Source organism: gamma proteobacterium symbiont of Axiagastus rosmarus, assembly GCF_059730925.1.
Genome location: NZ_AP035925.1, coordinates 4,057,123 through 4,075,930, shown reverse-complemented (window position 1 = coordinate 4,075,930; position 18,808 = coordinate 4,057,123). Strand labels below are relative to the sequence as shown.

Annotated in this window: 19 protein-coding genes; 9 read left to right on the top strand and 10 right to left on the bottom strand. The window is 56.5% G+C overall.

What is annotated here, in order from left to right; translation table 11 throughout:
• Position 1 precedes the first annotated feature (1 nt).
• The 3 genes from spoT to gmk are packed head-to-tail and all read right to left on the bottom strand — an operon-like array spanning position 2 to position 3,090.
• Positions 2–2,113 carry a bifunctional GTP diphosphokinase/guanosine-3',5'-bis pyrophosphate 3'-pyrophosphohydrolase gene (gene spoT, locus AC6I8F_RS19205; protein WP_021507105.1) on the bottom strand — a complete coding sequence of 704 codons (2,112 nt, stop codon included), beginning with the start codon at positions 2,111–2,113 and terminating at the stop codon, positions 2–4.
• A 20-nt stretch (positions 2,114–2,133) separates the two neighbouring features.
• Positions 2,134–2,409, bottom strand: coding sequence for a DNA-directed RNA polymerase subunit omega (gene rpoZ, locus AC6I8F_RS19200; RefSeq protein ID WP_021314198.1), 276 nt, complete (start codon positions 2,407–2,409; stop codon positions 2,134–2,136).
• A gap of 57 nt (positions 2,410–2,466) precedes the next feature.
• On the bottom strand, positions 2,467–3,090 hold the full coding sequence (gmk, locus tag AC6I8F_RS19195; protein ID WP_021507104.1) for a guanylate kinase: 624 nt from the start codon (positions 3,088–3,090) through the stop codon (positions 2,467–2,469).
• 238 nt (positions 3,091–3,328) lie between these two features.
• On the opposite strand from gmk, the gene ligB reads away from it, so the two are divergent.
• The gene (gene ligB, locus AC6I8F_RS19190; protein WP_498028361.1) at positions 3,329–5,098 is read left to right on the top strand and encodes an NAD-dependent DNA ligase LigB; all 1,770 of its coding nucleotides are present in this window, start codon (positions 3,329–3,331) and stop codon (positions 5,096–5,098) included.
• Here the strand turns inward: ligB and AC6I8F_RS19185 are convergent.
• Positions 5,012–5,629 carry a trimeric intracellular cation channel family protein gene (locus AC6I8F_RS19185; RefSeq protein ID WP_031279636.1) on the bottom strand — a complete coding sequence of 206 codons (618 nt, stop codon included), beginning with the start codon at positions 5,627–5,629 and terminating at the stop codon, positions 5,012–5,014. The genes ligB and AC6I8F_RS19185 overlap by 87 nt on opposite strands.
• A gap of 288 nt (positions 5,630–5,917) precedes the next feature.
• Between AC6I8F_RS19185 and AC6I8F_RS19180 the strand changes: the two genes are divergently transcribed.
• Positions 5,918–6,607: a response regulator transcription factor gene (locus tag AC6I8F_RS19180; protein WP_498028360.1), complete on the top strand. Its 690-nt coding sequence runs from the start codon at positions 5,918–5,920 to the stop codon at positions 6,605–6,607.
• Positions 6,608–6,686: 79 nt separating this feature from the next.
• On the opposite strand, the gene AC6I8F_RS19175 is transcribed toward AC6I8F_RS19180, so the two are convergent.
• From AC6I8F_RS19175 to AC6I8F_RS19150, 6 genes are all read right to left on the bottom strand, one after another.
• On the bottom strand, positions 6,687–7,331 hold the full coding sequence (locus tag AC6I8F_RS19175) for an oligosaccharide flippase family protein (RefSeq protein ID WP_021507100.1): 645 nt from the start codon (positions 7,329–7,331) through the stop codon (positions 6,687–6,689).
• A gap of 74 nt (positions 7,332–7,405) precedes the next feature.
• Positions 7,406–7,672, bottom strand: a complete 267-nt coding sequence (locus tag AC6I8F_RS19170; RefSeq protein WP_264240994.1) for a hypothetical protein — start codon at positions 7,670–7,672, stop codon at positions 7,406–7,408.
• 436 nt (positions 7,673–8,108) lie between these two features.
• Entirely contained in the window at positions 8,109–8,504 is a 396-nt protein-coding gene (locus tag AC6I8F_RS19165) for a hypothetical protein (protein ID WP_021507099.1), read from the bottom strand.
• 121 nt (positions 8,505–8,625) lie between these two features.
• Entirely contained in the window at positions 8,626–9,768 is a 1,143-nt protein-coding gene (locus tag AC6I8F_RS19160; RefSeq protein ID WP_498028359.1) for an alanine racemase, read from the bottom strand.
• A 53-nt stretch (positions 9,769–9,821) separates the two neighbouring features.
• Positions 9,822–10,745 (bottom strand): kdo(2)-lipid IV(A) palmitoleoyltransferase, encoded by a 924-nt coding sequence (gene lpxP, locus AC6I8F_RS19155; RefSeq protein WP_498028358.1) that lies wholly within the window; start codon positions 10,743–10,745, stop codon positions 9,822–9,824.
• A gap of 604 nt (positions 10,746–11,349) precedes the next feature.
• Entirely contained in the window at positions 11,350–12,213 is an 864-nt protein-coding gene (locus AC6I8F_RS19150; RefSeq protein ID WP_021507096.1) for a YicC/YloC family endoribonuclease, read from the bottom strand.
• Positions 12,214–12,779: 566 nt separating this feature from the next.
• Here AC6I8F_RS19150 and AC6I8F_RS19145 point away from each other — a divergent pair.
• The 7 genes from AC6I8F_RS19145 to AC6I8F_RS19115 all read left to right on the top strand — a co-directional run bounded on the left by AC6I8F_RS19145 (position 12,780) and on the right by AC6I8F_RS19115 (position 18,802).
• Positions 12,780–13,304: a fimbrial protein gene (locus tag AC6I8F_RS19145; protein WP_021507095.1), complete on the top strand. Its 525-nt coding sequence runs from the start codon at positions 12,780–12,782 to the stop codon at positions 13,302–13,304.
• Positions 13,305–13,367: 63 nt separating this feature from the next.
• Positions 13,368–13,904 (top strand): fimbrial protein, encoded by a 537-nt coding sequence (locus AC6I8F_RS19140; protein ID WP_021507094.1) that lies wholly within the window; start codon positions 13,368–13,370, stop codon positions 13,902–13,904.
• Positions 13,905–13,933: 29 nt separating this feature from the next.
• Complete coding sequence (locus AC6I8F_RS19135) at positions 13,934–16,480, top strand: outer membrane usher protein (RefSeq protein ID WP_498028357.1); 2,547 nt, start codon at positions 13,934–13,936, stop codon at positions 16,478–16,480.
• A 14-nt stretch (positions 16,481–16,494) separates the two neighbouring features.
• Positions 16,495–17,244, top strand: coding sequence for a fimbria/pilus periplasmic chaperone (locus tag AC6I8F_RS19130; protein ID WP_104094259.1), 750 nt, complete (start codon positions 16,495–16,497; stop codon positions 17,242–17,244).
• Positions 17,245–17,247: 3 nt separating this feature from the next.
• Positions 17,248–17,778, top strand: coding sequence for a fimbrial protein (locus AC6I8F_RS19125; protein ID WP_132466155.1), 531 nt, complete (start codon positions 17,248–17,250; stop codon positions 17,776–17,778).
• Positions 17,771–18,277 (top strand): fimbrial protein, encoded by a 507-nt coding sequence (locus AC6I8F_RS19120; RefSeq protein ID WP_081035969.1) that lies wholly within the window; start codon positions 17,771–17,773, stop codon positions 18,275–18,277. Before AC6I8F_RS19125 ends, AC6I8F_RS19120 begins: the two co-directional genes overlap by 8 nt.
• 9 nt (positions 18,278–18,286) lie before the next feature.
• Entirely contained in the window at positions 18,287–18,802 is a 516-nt protein-coding gene (locus tag AC6I8F_RS19115) for a fimbrial protein (protein ID WP_132466149.1), read from the top strand.
• Positions 18,803–18,808 lie beyond the last annotated feature (6 nt).

Genomic DNA, 18,808 nt, shown 5'->3' with positions numbered 1-18,808 from the left:
ACTAATTACGGTTACGGTGAACTTTAATCACGTCCGGCATCACGCGGATTTTACGCATGATATTGGCCAGATGGACGCGATCGTTCGCGGTGAGGCGGATGAAGGCGCTGTAAACGCGGCCGTCACGCTCTTCGGTATTAAGGCTTTGAATATTCGAACCTGCGGTATTGATTGCCGCGGTCAGGTTGGCCAGCGCGCCCTGGTGGTTAAACATATCCACCTTAATCTCGGCGACAAACTCCTGATCGGTCACTTTATCCCATTCAACCGGCATGAATTTTTCCGGTTCTTTCTGGTAGCCGCGAATATTGCGACAGGATTCGTGATGCACCACCAGACCTTTACCGGGGCTGACGTGCGCGACAATCGGGTCGCCAGGGATTGGACGGCAGCACTTGGCGAAGGTAATCAGTACGCCATCAGCGCCCTTGATTGGCAGCTTTTTACTGCGCTTGCTGCTGCCAGATGACGGTTCGCTACCGGATTGCAGCAGGTTCTTCGCCACCACCACGCTCATGGCATTGCCGAGGCCAATCTCCGCCAGCAGATCGTCGATGCTGGAGAGCTTCATACGCTCCAGCTCCTGCTGAATATTCTCCGCCGGAATCTCGGCCAGTTTTTTGCTGCCGCCGAGCGCGTGGCTCAACAGACGACGACCGAGGTTAACGGAATCTTCGCGCTTGAGGTTTTTCAGCAGCTGGCGAATTTTGGCACGCGCTTTTGAGCTCACCACAAAGTTGAGCCACGCGGCATTTGGCCGGGCGCCAGGTGCGGTAATGATTTCAATCGTCTGGCCGCTGGTCAGCGCTTGCGACAGCGGATACGGCTGGCGATCGACGCGCGCACCGACGCAGGCGTGACCGATATCGGTGTGCACCGCATAGGCGAAATCCACCGGCGTGGCGCCCGCGGGCAGTTCGACGATACGGCCTTCCGGCGTAAACACGTAGATCTCATCCGGGAACAGATCGGATTTTACGCTCTCGATGAATTCAAACGAGCTGCCGGCGCTCTGCTGCAGCTCCAGCAGGCTTTGCAGCCAGCGCTGGGCGCGAATTTGCGCGGTGGTACCGCTTTCGCCAGCTTCTTTATAAGCCCAGTGGGCCGCCACCCCCATTTCCGCCATCTGATCCATATCTTCGGTACGGATTTGCACCTCAACCGGTACGCCGTGCGGGCCGATCATCGAGGTGTGCAATGACTGATAGCCGTTGGCTTTGGGAATGGCGATGTAATCTTTCACGCGTCCGGGACGCGGTTTGTACAGGCTGTGCATCTGACCGAGCACGCGATAGCAGGTATCGAGGTCTTTCACGATGACGCGAAAGGCATAAATATCCATGATCGAGTGAAATCGCTGCTCTTTCAGGTGCATTTTGCGGTAGATCGAATAGAGATGCTTTTCACGTCCGCTGACGCGGCACGGAATGCCGGCTTCCTGCAGACGCCCGTCGATTTCCGACAGGATCTTCTGAATCATCTCTTTACGGTTACCGCGCGCCGCTTTCACTACCTCTTTAATCACGCGGAAACGGTTTGGATAGAGCGCTTCAAAGCCGAGCTCTTCCAGTTCCGTTTTCAGGTGATGAATACCGAGGCGGTGCGCCAGAGGACTGTAAATCTCCAGCGTTTCCAGCGCGATGCGCCGTTTTTTATCCGGACGCAGCGCGCCCAGCGTGCGCATGTTGTGCGTGCGGTCAGCCAGTTTGATCAGGATGACGCGAATGTCCTGCACCATCGCCATGATCATTTTGCGGAAGTTTTCAGCCTGCGCTTCTTTCTTGTCGCGGAATTTCAGCTTATCGAGCTTGGAAACGCCTTCCACCAGCTCGGCCACGCTTTTTCCGAACAGCTGTTCCATGTCCTGATAGGTGGCGGGCGTATCCTCAATCACATCATGCAGCAGCGCCGCCATCAGCGTTTCGTGGTCGAGCTTCATCTCGGCCAGAATGCAGGCAACCGCAACGGGATGGGTGATATAGGGTTCGCCGCTGGAGCGTGTCTGGCCCTCGTGGGCATCACGTGCGACAAGGTAAGCTTGCTTGAGGCGCTTGATTTGCTCCTCAGGCAAGTATTTTTCAATCAGCTGATTGAGGCTTTCAAACAGATACAAGGTTGACCTGCAGAGTGCTGTTAACGACGACCTTCAGCGATAGCGGTAACGGCTTGTAACTCAGCGGCTTCCTGCTCTTGCTGTTCCTGACGATCACGGACATCCAGAATCTGGTTGGTGATCAGGCCTTCTTCGATTTCGCGCAGGGCGATAACGGTGGCTTTATCGTTCTCTTCCGGAACCAGCGGATCTTTGCCGCCTACCTGCATCTGACGTGCACGACGTGCAGCGACCAACACCAGGTCAAAACGGTTACCAACTTTCTCTACTGCGTCCTGAACGGTTACGCGTGCCATAGGTGTGCTACTCCACAGATGATGAAGAAATGACTGGGCATAATACTGAAAGTGACTTCAGACTGCCAATAGTTTGCTGATTAAAGCATCATGTCGCGCTTTCTGGCGACCCATACGCAGACGTTCTGCGCGAATAATGGTTTTCAGATCCGACAGCGCCAGATCGAAATCATCATTAACAATCAAATAATCGTATTCGGCATAGTGGCTCATTTCTGCCACTGCCTGCGCCATGCGGCGGGCGATCACCTCTTCGCTGTCCTGACCGCGGCCGCGCAGGCGGCGATCCAGCTCTTCGGTGGACGGCGGCAGAACAAAGATACTGCGGGCGGCCGGCATTCTCTGGCGAATCTGCTGCGCGCCCTGCCAGTCAATGTCGAGAAACACGTCAACGCCGGTCGCCAGCACCTGCTCAATCGCGGCGCGGGAAGTGCCGTAATAGTTGCCAAACACTTCTGCGTGCTCAAGGAAAGCATCTTCGGCGATCATGCGCTCGAATTCAGGCTTTGAGACGAAAAAGTAGTGTTCACCATGCGCTTCGCCGGGGCGCACGCCGCGGGTAGTATGAGAAACAGACACCTGCGTATCGTACAGCGGTTGTGTCTTTAACAGCGCCTGAATCAGGCTGGATTTACCTGCGCCGCTGGGGGCGGAAACAATATAGAGCGTGCCTTGAGCCATGGTTATCTTGAATTGAGTAAAGAGCGGAGTCGATTTCCTGCACAGTATACACGGCTTAAGCGCAGCACGCAGCGTTTGCCGCCCGCAGGCGGCAATTCTTTTTCTGTGCGCGCCCTCCAGCGGTAGCGCAACTTTCTGCAATTCGCACAAAAACCCGTCAGCCTCGCTCCACAATCGGCTTTTTAACGCTGGTGTCACTCACCGCGGCACGCTGCAATCAGCAAAAAAGGAGGCGACGATGAAAGGATGGAGATGGCTGGGTGCGATGTTGCTGGCGGGATGTGCGAATGGGATGGCGGTCTGTCCCAACTGGTCACCGGTGCGCGCTGAACAGGAGATGGGCGTGCTGCACAACCAGCTGCGCCACTGGGATGATGCCTACTACCGTCAGGGGCAAAGCCCGGTAAGCGATGCCGACTACGACAGCCTGCAGCAGCGCTTACAGCAGTGGCAGCGCTGCTTCACGCCGGCGTTGCCCGGCTATGCGGCACAGCTCAGCACCGACGGCAGCACGCTGCACCCGGTGGCGCATACCGGCGTGCGCAAGCTGCGTGACAAGCTGGCGGTGGCCTACTGGATGCAGGATAAACCGGCACTGTGGGTGCAGCCGAAAGTCGATGGCGTGGCGGTGACGCTGGTGTATCGCCACGGCGAACTGGCTGGCCTGATCAGCCGGGGCGACGGACTGCGCGGTGAACAGTGGCTGGCGAAAGCACCGCACATTGCGGCGATCCCGCGGCATATCGCGACCGACCGTGCGGAAGTGGTGTTACAGGGCGAACTGTTTCTGACGATGACCGATCACCAGCAGGCGCGCGACGGCGGTCAGAATGCGCGCGCCCAGGTGGCGGGCGCCATGATGCGGCGCGAAGCCAGTCCGCTGCTGTCGCGCATTGGTGTGTTTATCTGGGCATGGCCGGATGGGCCGCCGATGATGCAGGCGCGGCTGGCGCAGCTTACGCAGTGGGGCTTTGCCCTGACGCAGCAGTGGAGCCGCCAGGTCAGCAATGAGGAGGAGGTCGCGGCCTTGCGTGAGCGCTGGTATCGCCAGCCGCTGCCTTTTGTCACTGATGGTGTGGTGATTCACCAGTCACCGCAGCGCGTCGGGCGCGACTGGCAGCCCGGGCAGGGCAGCTGGTCGGCCGCGTGGAAATATCAGCCTGCCGAAGTCAGCAGCGAAGTGCTGTCGGTGGATTTCAACGTCGGACGCACCGGCAAAATTGCCGTGGTGCTGAACCTGCAGCCGGTGCAGCTGGAGGATAAAACAGTCCGGCGGGTCAATCTGGGCTCGCTGCGTCGCTGGAAGCAGTGGGATGTGATCGCCGGCGATCAGGTCACGCTGTCGCTGGCCGGGCTGGGTATTCCGCGGCTGGAACGGGTGATCTGGCGCGTGGCGCAGCGCGACTATCCGCTGCCGCCACAGGACGACGCATTCAATCCGCTGAGCTGCCTGCACTTCAGCGCAGGGTGTCGCGCGCAGTTTCTGGCGCGCCTCAGCTGGCTGAGTCACAAGTCAGTGCTGGATATTGCTGGCATGCAGCGCAGTAGCTGGCAGCGTCTGCTGGACGGCGGCAGCATCAGCCACCTGTTCTCCTGGCTGACGCTCACGCCAGAGCAGATTGCGCAGGCGCAGGGCATCTCCACCGTACGCGCCCGGCAGATCTGGCATCGCTTTAACCTGACGCGCCAGCAGCCGCTGCGCCGCTGGATCAGCGCGCTGGGCTTACCGCTGCCGCGCACGGCACTCCAGGCGTTGCCCGATACGCAGTGGTCGCAGCTGCTGGCGCGTTCAGCCGACAGCTGGCAGCAGCTGCCGGGTATCGGCAACGTCCTGGCACAGCGGCTGGTGACGATGCTGCAGGATGCGCGCCTGCAGTCGCTGATTCACTTTCTGCAGCAGCAGAATATCCCGGCGCAGCCGTCAGTGCTCGGGGTGGGGGTAGTTGAAAATCGGCAGACCGAGGCGGAAGCGCAGCGCCAGCAGGCGGGCGAAGAAGCCGAACAGTAGCGTGATGATCACCACCACTTCATGCGCCAGCGGTGTTTTCAGCAGCAGGATATACATCCAGCCGGAGGCAAAAGCGATACCGGCATACAACTCTTTCTGGAATACCAGCGGAATGCGGTTGCAGAACATATCGCGCAGCACGCCGCCAAAAACGCCGGTGATGACTGCGGCGATGGCGGCGATGATCGCTGCATGGCCGGAATCCAGCGCAACCTGTGCGCCGATAATCGAGAACACCACCAGACCCAGCGCATCCAGCACCAGAAACACTTTACGCAGATGATTCATCAGCGGCGCGACAAAGGTGGTGACCACGGCCGCCGCCGCGACGATCATGATGTATTCCGGGTGTTTCACCCAGCCGAGCGGATAGTGGCCCAGCAGAATATCGCGCACCGAGCCGCCGCCAATCGCCGTGACTGACGCAATAATAATGACGCCGAACAGGTCCATTTTGCGTCGGCCTGCCGCCAGCGCACCGGTCATTGCTTCGGCGGTAATACCAATGATGTACAGGACGGTTAATAACATAGAGCACTCCAGTAAACTGGCGGCAAGGCTAAAGATTTCCCAGAGTGTAGACCACTGAGATTTTCTAAAAAAATGTTTTCGGATTAGCCATCCTGATGGTGAGCCTGCTGATGGGCTTGTTACAGAGGAACTGCGGTTATCAGCCGGTGTTTTCGCATCAATAAAAATGATGCGAGACGGCGGAACGACCCTGATTTAAGTTTCGCCGATGATGTGTCGTACCTGATTAATGCCTGCTCATTCAGGCTCATCATTTACGGGCGCGACGTGCAGCAACTCTGGACAGGCATGAAAAAACACAGCGAAGACATCCTCTACTACTCCTCCGATAAGCTGGCGGCACTCGGGCTGGAAAGCCTGCTATCAGCGTTACCGGTGGGCTGCCGGGTGCATGAACTCTGGTCGCTCAGTACCGTCATCTCGCAGTGTGAAAGAGTGCGGCCGCGGTTACTGGTGTTTATTTTTCACGAGAATATGCCGCTGGCTGGCACCTTCAAAGTGCTGTATGCGCTGCAGCAGCAGTTTCCGGCCATGCAGATGCTGGTGCTGACCCGACGTCTGTTGCCGATGATGCACGCCCTCAGTCGTTATCTGCCCGGACTCAGCGTCCTCGATTTAAAGTCCTCACACACCGCGCTGCGTCGTTGCCTGCTGGCCTGTATCGCCGGCGGGATACCGCAGTTGCAGAAGGGGGCTGACATTCTGCTACCGGACCGGCAGCTACGGGTGCTGCTGATGATGGCGTGGGGCTACAACACGGAGCAGATTGGTAACCGGCTCGGTATCAGCCATAAAACGGTGAATGCACACAAGCTAAATGCGCTTACCCGCCTGCAGGTGAAAAGCAAAAACGACATGGCCGATCTGTTTATGGTGATTGACGAGCTGCGCATGCTGGTGGGATGGCTGCGCCTGCACCGCAATGGCAAGCTGAGCGAGCTGGCTTATCATTCGCTGGAAGAGTTACTGGAAGCATAAAAAGAAAAAAGCGTGCTGGTAACCAGCACGCGAACGCATCTTGCAGATGCCCAGAGCCCACCATACAGACTTGTTGTTATTATCCGTTTCTTGCTCGCACTGCGGCGAAAGCTTTCAGGCTAAAACGGTACTCCGGCTGGAACCAGGGACGTCCGTAGTAGCAGTAGATCAGCATTCTGATGGAAACCATCGCCAGGTAACCCCAGATGGCGCACAGCACTGACGGCGTCAGCCACACGGTAAACAGCGTGACCGCCAGCCCTGCCAGCACGGAAGACGTTTCCGTAAAGGCAATGCGCGTAAATTGTTTTTCCCGTTGCAGGATGGCGCGATAGTGCTGCCCCTGCGGAATAATAATAAAGATGACGGAAATCATCTCCAGCATAATTGCCAGTTCCGGCTGTCCCATTACTCGGCTGTAAATGTCACTACCGATAAATAGCGCGGCAAAAATAAATAAACCGCTTAATACATTACCCCAGTAAAGCGTCGAGAGTTCGCTGTTATTTAAACTTTGATAGCGAATAAGTGCGTTACCAAAGCCGCGATCGGCTAGTGTATCAATCACTAATAATATCACTACGGCAATCGCGAGCAAATTGAGCTCATTTGCCTGCAGGATTTGCGCCAGTAGTGAAAGCTGTAATACCCCAATGCCAACGATTTTTATGGATGACAACACTGACCATTTGGCGCTGGCCAGATTTCTTTCGCGTATCGCCATACTCTGCTCATTATGGTACATGTACCAGTGCAATTAAGGGTTCACCCGGGCGGGGGCCCAGAGTACAGATCACATCAATGCAGCGCTTCCTGTCGCAGTCCTGAGATACCTTTCAGTGCCGGCCACGTCGCGATGCTGTTAATTAAGTGATGCTCTGATAATAAAATGATGCCCCTGGCGCGTAATTGTTGTGGCGTCTGCGCGGTATCTCCTCCGGTCAGGAGGAAATCCGCGAGATCGTTATAAAATCCTTTTGCATTATTATATTTCCCGGCCAGTATCCGTCTGGCAACCTCAACGAATTCTTTTTCAGATAACAAAGGATAGGTTGAGCGATCCATGTTATGTCCCTGCTGTTTTTATTATTAAGTACTGCTGTGTGTGAAGGAGTTATACCGTGTTTTATTTAAATTAACACCATAAGAAAACTCCTATAAATCGACTGCAGGAATAAATGGTTTCAGAATATGGATGTGAATATATAAGTTCTGGTCTTTACAATTTATTAGTCCTTTTCCACCTTTTATGGTGCTGCAAAGTTGAACAAGTCAGCGCACAGGAAAAAACAGAGATAAATCAAAAGCACTCAGCTCTCGCCAGTCCGGCACGACCAGGAATTTTCCCGGTTACGACGCTTTAGCCAGACTGGTGAATGGTGCGAAAATGCGCTTTGCGCGCGGTGAAACAGTTAAACACCGCTGCGCGAAAAAAATGCTGCTTTTTAACGATTACGTCCAGCGGAGGATAAAGGGTGGCTGGTGGGATAATGCATTGATTCTAATGGGTTAACAGATGAAGGAGGCGCTCAAGATCGCGTTTTACCCAGGCAACATCCCCGGCGAACTTCTCGTCAGACATCAGCGGCTGGCGATAAACCACCATGACGACTTCGGCACCCTGCTCGTTGGCAATGACCCGCATCGGCATATAAATCTCTTTACCGCTGCCGGTGTCGATCCAGTGATCCATCACGCCAAACGGGTTATAGGGAGTGAAACGAATCTTCACTGTGCCTTCCGGGCCTTTCGCTTTCCAGTACTGGCCTTCCTGCGTCAGCGTGCTGCTGCTCAGGCCGCTGGCCCACTTCGCAAAACATTCGGGTTTCCAGATGGTTTCGTACAGATCTAACCAGTTACGGGGAATGGTGAGCGTCACTGTCTGAGATGGCAGGATGGAGCCTCCGCGGGGCAGGTAAACGACAAATTAAACCTGAAGCATCGCCTGTCACCTTAACTGAAGGGCACCGGACTGCAAACGGCCCGGTGACGGAAGTGTGCTGCAACAGCGTTTTTTGTCAGATAAAACGGCCGCGCCCCTGAATGTCATGCAGTCCGGCGCTGCCGTCGGCCTGACGCAGCACGAAGCGATCGGATTGCGCCAGCACCGCGCAGCTGTGATTAGGAAAGATGCGCAACAGGGCGCCAACTGCAGGCGCATGTTCGCCGTAGGTTAAAAAGCCGTGCTCTTCCGACAACTTCTGCACTTCATACTGATGGCCATGCTCGTCCACCGCGATGCCGAAACCGCTGGCATTGGTGCCGTGCGGGCCTTTGTCCGAGCTCAGCATTTTGGATCCGGCATCAATGATGGCGTAATAAGGATTAACGGCCACCACGCGCGTCACGACTGTTAACGCCAGCGCATCCGCCTCACACAAGCCCAGACGCCAGGCGGTGAGATCCAGCAGGGCATAATTACCGGGGCGAATTTCATCGCTGCCGGCGGCTACCGGTGCCGCCAGCGCCGTGGGCGTGGAGCCAACCGAGACGGGACAAGGGGCAAAACCGGCATCCAGCAGCCGCCGTTGCAGGTCACGCATCAGCGCGATCTCCTGCTGCGCCACCTCAGCTATCGCCGTGGCATGACCCGCAGCGTACGCATGACCCGCATGCGAGATCAGCCCGGCGAAGGGCAATCCGCTGGCGACAATCTGCTGCGCCAGCGTCAGCGCGCTATCGCTATGCGGATCGACGCCAACGCGATGCAGACCCACATCCACTTTAATGGCGATCGCCAGCGCGCAGTCCGGCTGCTGTTGATGGGCGGCGACAATGGCGCTCACGCCCGACGCGCAATCTGCGATGCAGGTAATGCGCGCCTGATGCTGTGCCGCCAGCTGCAGCAGTTCGGTCAGCGCGGCGGCGTGCACCACGGGATAAGCCAGCAGTACATCGCGTGCCCCGCCGTGCACAAAAGCCACGCCTTCGCTCGGTTTCGACACGGTAATGCCGCGCGCACCCAGCTGGCGCTGCTGTTCAGCGATCCAGACGCTTTTATGGGTTTTAATATGGGGACGCAGCGCGACGCCGGCGGCATCGGCTTTCTGTTGCATCCGTTGCAGGTTACGCTGCAGGCGCGCAGCATCAACTTCCAGGTAGGGCGTAAGCCGGTCGGCGTGCAGCGGTCGCAGCCAGCCTGCTGTCTCAGAATGTTCCATTATAATAGTCCGCAGGTTATGTCTTGGTGCGGACTATCATTCACGAGCGCCGGTTAGACGTAAAGTGAAGCTTCGCCTGGCGGACGGGTTTTAAAGCGGCGATGCAGCCACAGATATTGCTCAGGCGCGCGCAGAATTTCTTTCTCAATCACCCGATTCATGTACGCTGCGGCGGCCGCTTCATCATCATGCGGGTAGTTTTCCAGCTGCGGCTGAATGATCAGCTGATAGCCGTCTTTGCGCGCATTGCGAATCAGCACGATGGTCAGCATCGCCGGTTTCGCCAGCCGCGACAGCACAAAGGTGCCATTGGTGGTGGCCGCTTTCTCGACCGCGAACAGCGGAGCAAACACGCTGCCTTTCGGGCCGTAGTCCTGATCCGGCGCGAACCAGACGGCTTCGCCCTGTTTCAGCGCCTGAACCATGCCGCGCAGATCGCGTCGATCAATCATTGCTTTATTGGATCGCATGCGCCCTTTGGTTTGCGCCCACTCCATCGCCTGATTATTGTGCGGGCGATACATCGCCATCATCGGCTGGCACAGTCCGGTGATACGACCGCCCAGCTCCAGCGACATAAAGTGCACGCCAATCACCATCACGCCGCGCTGCTGGCTCTGCGCATGCTGAAGATTGGCGATGCCGTGCACCTGAAACAGCTGCCGCACGCGCGCATCGGACCAGAACCAGGCGATGCCGGTTTCCGCCAGTGCCATGCCCAGCGACTCAAAATTGCCGGCAATCATCATCTCTTTCTCGTCTTCATTAATGTGCGGGAAGCAGAGTTCGATGTTACGCCGCGTGATGCGTTCGCGCCGCTTCAGGAAGTGGCGTGATAGCCGGCCCGCTGTCGCACCCAGCCGGATCAACATTGGATAGGGGAGCTGCACCAGCAGCCAGAGCACTGCCAGCCCGAACCAGGTAAACCAGTAGCGGGGATGCAAAAGTTTGGAACAGAACTGCCCGGTTTTCTTCATAGCGCCTTCATGTCAGGAGTGAATGTAACGCGCGAAGAAGTCGGTCCATGGTTCCCGGTGCGGTACAACTGTAGTTATTACGACCGGCACTTTAGCAAATAGTGCCGTATAAGATATGTAAACTCTGCAATCTTCAGGATTCAGATGATTGATGGATCGTGCACTAACTGGCGTGAGAGTGAAATCGGATTGGGTTTAAACTGCTTAAAAACAATAGGTTGTTGGATTGGCTGACTAAATTTATATGTCATTTTCGGTCAGTAACAGACACAGTTGTTCATCATTCAGGCAATAATCCTTACATTGCGTAAATTAAATATTGGTCTACTGCATCGGCTGGCAGCTTCTGCAAGCCAGTTTCAGACACAGTAATGTCCTTTTTGCCCTAAAAAAGCCATGATCAGACACTATTGTGTCTATGTGGAAGCGCTATAGCTCAACCAGGCTTACCCTATGGCTACGGTGTGCAGCAAAATCTCACCGCATACCTGCGGCAGGCTGTAAAACCATGCGATCCAGCCACCAGGCGCTATACAAACCGGCGTAATGGCTGCTATTAGCAAGGAAAGATAAAGCCCTGAGCAGGGCTTTATAGAGACAAGCGTTATTCGATGTTCTGAATCTGCTCGCGCATCTGTTCGATCAGCACCTTGAGCTCAATTGCCGAGGCGGTGATGTCCGCATTGATCGATTTCGACGCCAGCGTGTTCGACTCGCGGTTGAACTCCTGCATCATAAAGTCGAGGCGACGGCCGACGGCTTCTTTCTTCTTCAGAATGTTGTAAGTCTCTTTCACGTGCGCATCGAGGCGATCCAGCTCTTCGGCTACATCAATACGCTGGGCCATCATCACCAGTTCCTGCTCAAGGCGATTGTTCTCCAGCTGTACCTCAGCTTCTTCCAGCTTGCTCACCAGACGCTCGCGCTGCCATTTCAGCACTTCCGGCATCTGTGCACGCACTTTGCTGACCTGCTCGGTCACGCCCTGCAGCCGCTGTTCGATGAGCGCTTTCAGCGCGTTGCCTTCACTTTCACGCGCAATGATGAAATCGTCCAGCGCGCCATCCAGCGCCGCCAGCAGTTCCGCGTTGATGGCGTCCAGATCCTGCTCCTGCGCGGTCATCACGCCCGGCCAGCGCAGAATATCCAGCGGGTTAATTGCGCCTTCATCACTCTGCATCTTCACCCAGTTCGCCGCCTGCACCAGCTGTTTCGCCAGCGACTCATTCAGCTGCAGCTCACCCTGGGCGCTGGCATCGGCGTCGAAGCGCAGGTTGCACTCGATTTTGCCGCGCGTCAGGCGGTTGCGGATGCGTTCGCGAATCACCGGCTCCAGGCTGCGAAACTGCTCCGGCAGGCGGATGTAGGTTTCGAGGTAACGCTGGTTGACGGAACGCAGTTCCCAGGCGGCGCTGCCCCAGCTGCCTTTGGCTTCACGGCGGGCGTATGCGGTCATACTGCGGATCATAAGCTTCTACTCATTCAGGAAATGTTCTTCGAATTATAGCGAGGGTGCTCCCGGCATGATAGGCGTAAACGCACAGCAGGGTGCCAGGCCTTTGACAACCGCGTTTATTGTTATTTACCGATGTTTTCAGGCGATAAAAATATCAAGGTTGTGAATGCAGAGATAAATAACATTTTAATCTGGCGAAAAAATAGCTACTGCGTGAATTGACCTGCGGTAATTATCGCCAGCTTGTGAACGGGCAGGGTTTTTACCTTGATTAAAATCATTAAAACACTGATGTAAAGCTGTGAATTGTGTCAATCCATTGATTTTAATGGCTTTAATAACCGTTAAAACATAATGGATTTGTGAGTGTTGTTTTTGATCATATATAACGAAAATACCGTTGCGCAGGGCAAAATTGATCTCTATCGTTGGCACCACTTGAGGACGACAACCACAAAAATGATGTGGACGGCCATCAGGAAAAATATAAGTAATTAAATTTTTCTATACACAGCAAATTGAATAAGACCGACGCAGAACGCGCTCCTTGTTTTATTCACCTAAATGGAAATCAGCAAATGAACATGAACAAAATCGTTGTGGCTTTAGGTCTGTCTATGTCTCTGGTGGCGGGTTCTGCGATGGCAGCAGGTGAAGGTAACGGTACTGTGACGTTTAAAGGTGCGATTGTTGATGCGCCATGCTCCATCGAACCAGGTTCAGTCGATCAGACGGTTGAGCTGGGTCAGATTTCCAACCTGGCGCTGAAAGACGGTGGCCGTTCTACACCGCGTCCATTCCAGATCAAACTGGAAAACTGCGACACCGCAACCAAAAAAGAAGTGACCGTGACCTTTGCCGGTACTGGCTCTCAGGTTATCCCGGGCAAACTGGCTATCACCGGTACTGCATCAGGCGCGGCGATCGGCATCAACTTCGGCGATACCGAAATTGAACTGGGTACCGCAACACCAGCGCAAAAACTGATGGACGGCAACAACCAGCTCTCCTTCGCAGCCTTCCTGCAGGGTGGCGGCGCTTCTGAGACTATCGTCCCGGGCGAATTCCAGAGCGTGGCTGACTTCGCACTGAACTATCAGTAATGGTCAGAGACTGGCGGGCTTCCTTGCCCGCCACTCTATCTTTTCGCTTAAGGAACTGCGGCGATGAGTCGTTTTATGCCTGCGGCGATAGTTTCGGCATCGGTGCTTTTCATCAATGACTGCCGCGCCGAACAGTTGATCGACCGCGGCCGCGTTGCGTTACGCGGCGCCATTCATCAGGGTGCCTGCGCCATTAAGGTCGATGATGCTGAACAAACCATCGCGATGGGGGTGCTGCCGCTGGCGCGCCTGCAGCGTGACGGTAAAGGGCCGGGTTTTCCCTTCTCTATCCAGCTGGTCAATTGTCCGGTGGAGTACAGCGCGTCGGGAGGCGTGGCACGCACCTTTTCTATCACCTTTGACCACGATGGCCCGCCGGGTCAGCAGCGTTTTGCTGTGTATGGCGATGCCAAAGGGGTAGAGCTGATGATTACGGATACGCAGGGCAACACCATTGCTCCCGGTGAGGCGCAGCCGATCGATCAGCATCTGACGCAGCAGCACGACCTGCGTTATCGGCTCACGCTGGTCAGCAACCAGCAGCAACTGCACAGCGGGAGTTACGCCGCCGCGATTCGTTTTCACATTAATTACAACTGATCTTTCACGGTTTACGGACACCGCTTGCCATGAAAAAGGCTTCATTAACTGCGCCAGCCTCATGCGTGCGCAGGCAGCGTATCAGGCTGACGCCGCTCAGCGTGGCGTTAATGTTAGCCCTCGGCTACAGTGCTCCGCTCTTCGCTGCCGGTGCGGTCTCATTCAACACCGATATTCTTGATCTCAACGATCGGCAAAACATCGATCTGTCGCAGTTTGCTCAGGCTGGCTACATCATGCCGGGCGAATACATGATGGAGCTGCGCGTCAACCAGACACAGATTCCGGAAATGCTGGTGCGCTACTACGCGCCCGAAAACGCGCCAAATGAAAGTCTGCCCTGCCTGACACCCGAAATGGTGGATAAACTGGCGCTGAAACCGGAAGTGCTGAAAAACGCGTCGTGGCTGCAGGATGGCCAGTGTCTGGCGGTGGATTCCATCTCCGGCATGCAGGTGCGCGGCAATCTGGGTGAATCTCGCCTCAACATCACCATTCCACAGGCATGGCTGGAGTACAGCGCCGCCAACTGGGAACCGCCGTCGCGCTGGGATAACGGCGTCCCTGGCCTGTTAATGGATTACAACCTGTTTGCCTCCACTACGCGTGCGCAATACGGCGCTAAAAGCCAGAGTGTGAGCGGCAACGGCACCGGTGGCGTTAACGCCGGTGCCTGGCGCCTGCGTGCGGACTGGCAGATGCAGCAAAATCGTGGCACGGGCAGCCATCGCCAGGAATTCACCTGGACACGCTTTTACGCCTATCGGCCGCTGCCTTCTCTCCAGGCGAAAGCCACGCTGGGCGAGAACTATCTCGATTCCGGCATGTTTGACAGCTTTCGCTATCTTGGTGCGGCGATCACCAGCGATGACAACATGCTGCCGCCTAACCTGCGTGGCTATGCGCCGGAAGTAACCGGTATCGCCAAAACCAACGCCAAAGTCACCATTAGCCAGCAGGAACGGGTGATTTATGAATCGCAGGTGGCTGCCGGTCCATTTCGTATTCAGGATCTCAATGATGCCGTCTCCGGCCAGCTTGACGTGCGCGTCGAGGAGCAGGACGGCAGCGTGCAGACCTTTAGCGTCGATACCGCCACCATCCCGTATCTGACCCGTCCGGGCCGCGTGCGTTACAAATTCGCCAGCGGCAAACCAGGCAGCGAAGAGCATAAAACGCAGGGCCCCACATTTGCCACCGGCGAATTCTCCTGGGGGATCAGTAACGGCTGGTCGATGTACGGCGGCGGGCTGGCCGCAGGCAATTACAAAGCGTTATCGATGGGTCTGGGACGCGATCTGCTGTTGCTGGGCGCCATTTCGTTTGATGCCACCCAGTCTAAGGCTGGCTTGCCGCAGCAGGGCAACAAAAGCGGCGGCTCTTATCGCCTGAGCTATTCCAAACGCTTCGAGGAACTTGATGGTCAGGTGACGTTTGCCGGCTACCGCTTTTCGCAGCGCAACTTTATGAGTCTGCCGCAGTATCTCGACGCGCGTTATCGCAACCAGCAGGTTTCTAACAGCAAAGAGCTCTACACCATTACGCTCAACAAGCACTTTCGCAGCCTGAACCTGAGTAGTTACCTCAGCTACAGCCATCAGACCTATTGGGATCGTGCCCCGCTGGATCGCTGGAGCTTTTCCACTTCGCGCTACTTTGATGTCGGCCGGTTTAAGAATCTGAGTTTAAGTCTGTCGCTCAACCGGACGCAATATAACGGCAAAAACGATGACAGCGTTTACCTCAACTTCAGTATGCCGATTGGCGGTGACAGTAGCCTGAGCTACAGCCAGCAAACCAGCGGTAAGCAAACCACCCACTCGGCCAGTTTTTATGACCGGCTGGACAGTAACAACAGCTACAGCCTGAGCGCCGGCCTTAATAGCGATCGCCGTCAGTCGTTCAGCGGGTTTTACAGTCATCAGGGCAGTCTGACCAGCATGACGGCCAGCGCCAGCGCGCAGCAGGGACAGTACCGCAGCGCCAGCCTGTCACTGCAGGGCGGTTTAACGCTCACGCCGCAGGGCGCGGCGCTGCACCGGCTGGGCATGCCCGGCAGCACGCGTCTGATGGTCGATACCGATGGCGTGTCCGGCGTACCGGTCAACGGTGGTGGCAGTAACACGTATACCAATTTCTTTGGCAAAGCGGTGATTTCGGATGTGAACAGCTACTACCGCAACACCGCCAGTATCGATGTCACCGGACTGGCCGACAACGTGGAAGCGTCGCGCCCGGTAACCCAGATCACCCTGACCGAAGGTGCCATCGGTTACCGGCGTTTTGGTGTGATTAAAGGTATCAAAGCCATGGCCGCCATCCGGCTGGAAGATGGTAGCTGGCCGCCCTTTGGTGCCAGCGTCCAGAGTAACGGACGCGAAGTGGGCATTCTGGATGATGACGGCCTGGTATGGCTGAGTGGCATTGAGGCCGGTGCCAGCATGGATGTGCGCTGGAACGGCGAAACCCAGTGTCAGCTGGCATTACCCGATCCTCTGCCGCAGCAGTTGCTCGACGAAGGACAGAACTTGTTATTACTTTGCACGCGCCGCGCAGCGCCTGCTTCTTCAACGTAAGGAAAGAGTTAATCATGCTGGTAAAAACGCTGAGCGGCGCCTTGCTGCTCTCCACGCTGACGCTATCGCTGCAGGCTCACGCGGCGATTGCGCTTGATCGCACCCGGGTCATTTTTAACGGTAACGAAAAAAACGTCTCACTGAATATCAGCAATGAAAACAAGCAGCTGCCTTATCTGGCGCAGGGCTGGATAGAAGACAGCAGTGGTAAAAAAATTACGTCACCGCTGGTGCTGCTGCCGCCGGTGCAGCGCGTCGAACCGGGCGAACGCAGCGTGGTGAAAGTGCAGGCGCTGCCAGCCATCAAGGCGCTGCCACAGGATCGTGAATCGGTGTTCTATTTCAGCATGCGTGAAATCCCGCCGCGCAGCGAGAAGAGCAACGTGCTGCAAATCGCGTTGCAGACGCGTATCAAGCTGTTCTATCGCCCGGAAGCGATCGTGGTGAGCAATCCGTCAGTGGTGACGCCATGGCAGGAAAAACTGACGCTGACGCGCAAGGGTGCACGCTACCAGCTGAATAATCCCACGCCTTACTTCATTACGCTGGTGGATGCACAGCCAGCGAAAGGCCAGTCGCTGAAGAAGAGCTTTGAACCGGTCATGGTCGCGCCAAAAACCAGTATCGATCTGGGCGTGAACGCAGCAGAACTGGGCAGCGCGCCGCTATTAACCTACATCAACGACTACGGCGGCCGTCCAACGCTGGCGCTGAAGTGTGCCGGCGACAGCTGCAGCGTCGTCAGTAACAAGGTGGAGCAGTAAGCGATGCGTGTGCTGTTGCTGGTGCTGACGCTGTTGAGCCTGACTTTGCAGGCAGCAACCAACGGCGTGGTGCATGTGTATGGCGCGCTGCAGGAGAGTCCATGCTGGCTTGACGTCGGTAACAATGATCAGGCGGCTGGCCTCGATACCACGCCGACCGCCGCGCTGCAACAGGTCGGCGAGCAGGTGATGAAGCAGGCGTTAACGCTGCATTTGCAGGACTGTCCGTACAGTATCCGCAATGTCGCCGATCCGCTATGGCTGCAACATGTGCCGTCCATCAGCATCGACTTTTTTGCCCCGCAAAGTCTGGCCGACCCGCAGCTGATTCGCGTACAGGGCTCTGACGGCGTGGGCCTGCAATTGTTTGATGAGAACCATCAGCCGCTGCCGCCCACCTTCCGCAATCTGCGCGTGCCGCTCAGCGCTGGCAGCAATGTGCTGAGCTGGCTGACGGTTGAGGAACGCACCGCGCTGCCGCTGCAGCCGGGTGCCTGGTCAGCCAGCGGTCAGTTACAGGTGAACTATGACTAAGCATCGACTTGTTCCGTTGATGAAGTATTACAGCAGGCTGCTGATCGGTAGCCTGCTGCTGTGCATCTGCTGGCCGCTGCATGCGGTGGAGCTGCGCCTGCACGGTACGCTGATTGAGAATCCGCCCTGCACGCTGAATGACAACCAAAGCCTGATGATTGAGTTTGGCGATGCGCTGAGCGTGAAAAAGATCGATGGCGTCAACTATCTGCAGCGTAAGGCGATACCGGTCAAGTGCACCGAGGATCCGGGGGCGGCATTGCAGGTGCGTCTGACCGGTACCGCTTCCGGTTTCGACAGCAGCGCGCTGCTCAGCAGTGTGAGTGCGCTGGGTATTCGCTTTTATCTGGCCAGCAAGCCGCTGGCGGTCAACAGCACGTTGCCGATTGTTTTCCCCGGCACACTCGATCTCGGCGCGGTGCCGGTACAGCAGCCGGGCGTGACGCTGGAGGGTGGGGAGTTCACCGCCAGCGCGGCGCTGCTGCTGGAATATCAGTAAGGAGAGGCGATGAGAGCGGGCGTAATGCTGGTACTGGGATGGCTGCTGGTGTCACAGGCACAGGCGATAGAGATGCAGCTGCACGGCACGCTGGTGGCGGAACCCTGTTCGCTGGAGCCGGATCAGCAGCAGCTGGAACTCAACTTTGGCGATATCGTCGCGAAATCGCTGTATCAGAATCCGCGCACGCCGGCGCGTCCGCTGGTGATGCGTCTGAGCGGTTGTGATACCGAACTGGGTAAAGACGTCGAGCTGGTGTTCAACGGCATTGCCGATGCCGAGCAGCCCGATCTGCTGGCGCTGGCCGGTGATGCCGGTGCCAAAGGCGTGGCCATTGGCCTGAGTGATGCGGACGGAAAGCTGGTGCCCATTAACCGCGGCGTGATGCATTTTCCGCTGCAGCAGGGCGACAACCAGCTGCAGTTCAGTGCCTGGCTGCAGGCTTCGGCGAGCGCGATTGCCGAGCGCACCATTGAGCCTGGCAACGTATCGGCGATTGCTACTTTTTATCTGAACTATCCCTGAGTGCCT

Bases quoted from the DNA above. Each gene is read 5' to 3' on its own strand.
- AC6I8F_RS19150 (WP_021507096.1), bottom strand. From the start codon at position 12,213: ATGATCCGCAGTATGACCGCATACGCCCGCCGTGAAGCCAAAGGCAGC.
- AC6I8F_RS19145 (WP_021507095.1), top strand. From the start codon at position 12,780: ATGAACATGAACAAAATCGTTGTGGCTTTAGGTCTGTCTATGTCTCTG.
- AC6I8F_RS19115 (WP_132466149.1), top strand. From the start codon at position 18,287: ATGAGAGCGGGCGTAATGCTGGTACTGGGATGGCTGCTGGTGTCACAG.
- AC6I8F_RS19125 (WP_132466155.1), top strand. From the start codon at position 17,248: ATGCGTGTGCTGTTGCTGGTGCTGACGCTGTTGAGCCTGACTTTGCAG.
- AC6I8F_RS19175 (WP_021507100.1), bottom strand. From the start codon at position 7,331: ATGGCGATACGCGAAAGAAATCTGGCCAGCGCCAAATGGTCAGTGTTG.
- gmk (WP_021507104.1), bottom strand. From the start codon at position 3,090: ATGGCTCAAGGCACGCTCTATATTGTTTCCGCCCCCAGCGGCGCAGGT.
- AC6I8F_RS19120 (WP_081035969.1), top strand. From the start codon at position 17,771: ATGACTAAGCATCGACTTGTTCCGTTGATGAAGTATTACAGCAGGCTG.
- AC6I8F_RS19140 (WP_021507094.1), top strand. From the start codon at position 13,368: ATGAGTCGTTTTATGCCTGCGGCGATAGTTTCGGCATCGGTGCTTTTC.
- rpoZ (WP_021314198.1), bottom strand. From the start codon at position 2,409: ATGGCACGCGTAACCGTTCAGGACGCAGTAGAGAAAGTTGGTAACCGT.
- AC6I8F_RS19160 (WP_498028359.1), bottom strand. From the start codon at position 9,768: ATGGAACATTCTGAGACAGCAGGCTGGCTGCGACCGCTGCACGCCGAC.
- ligB (WP_498028361.1), top strand. From the start codon at position 3,329: ATGAAAGGATGGAGATGGCTGGGTGCGATGTTGCTGGCGGGATGTGCG.
- AC6I8F_RS19180 (WP_498028360.1), top strand. From the start codon at position 5,918: ATGAAAAAACACAGCGAAGACATCCTCTACTACTCCTCCGATAAGCTG.
- lpxP (WP_498028358.1), bottom strand. From the start codon at position 10,745: ATGAAGAAAACCGGGCAGTTCTGTTCCAAACTTTTGCATCCCCGCTAC.
- AC6I8F_RS19130 (WP_104094259.1), top strand. From the start codon at position 16,495: ATGCTGGTAAAAACGCTGAGCGGCGCCTTGCTGCTCTCCACGCTGACG.
- AC6I8F_RS19185 (WP_031279636.1), bottom strand. From the start codon at position 5,629: ATGTTATTAACCGTCCTGTACATCATTGGTATTACCGCCGAAGCAATG.
- AC6I8F_RS19135 (WP_498028357.1), top strand. From the start codon at position 13,934: ATGAAAAAGGCTTCATTAACTGCGCCAGCCTCATGCGTGCGCAGGCAG.
- AC6I8F_RS19170 (WP_264240994.1), bottom strand. From the start codon at position 7,672: ATGGATCGCTCAACCTATCCTTTGTTATCTGAAAAAGAATTCGTTGAG.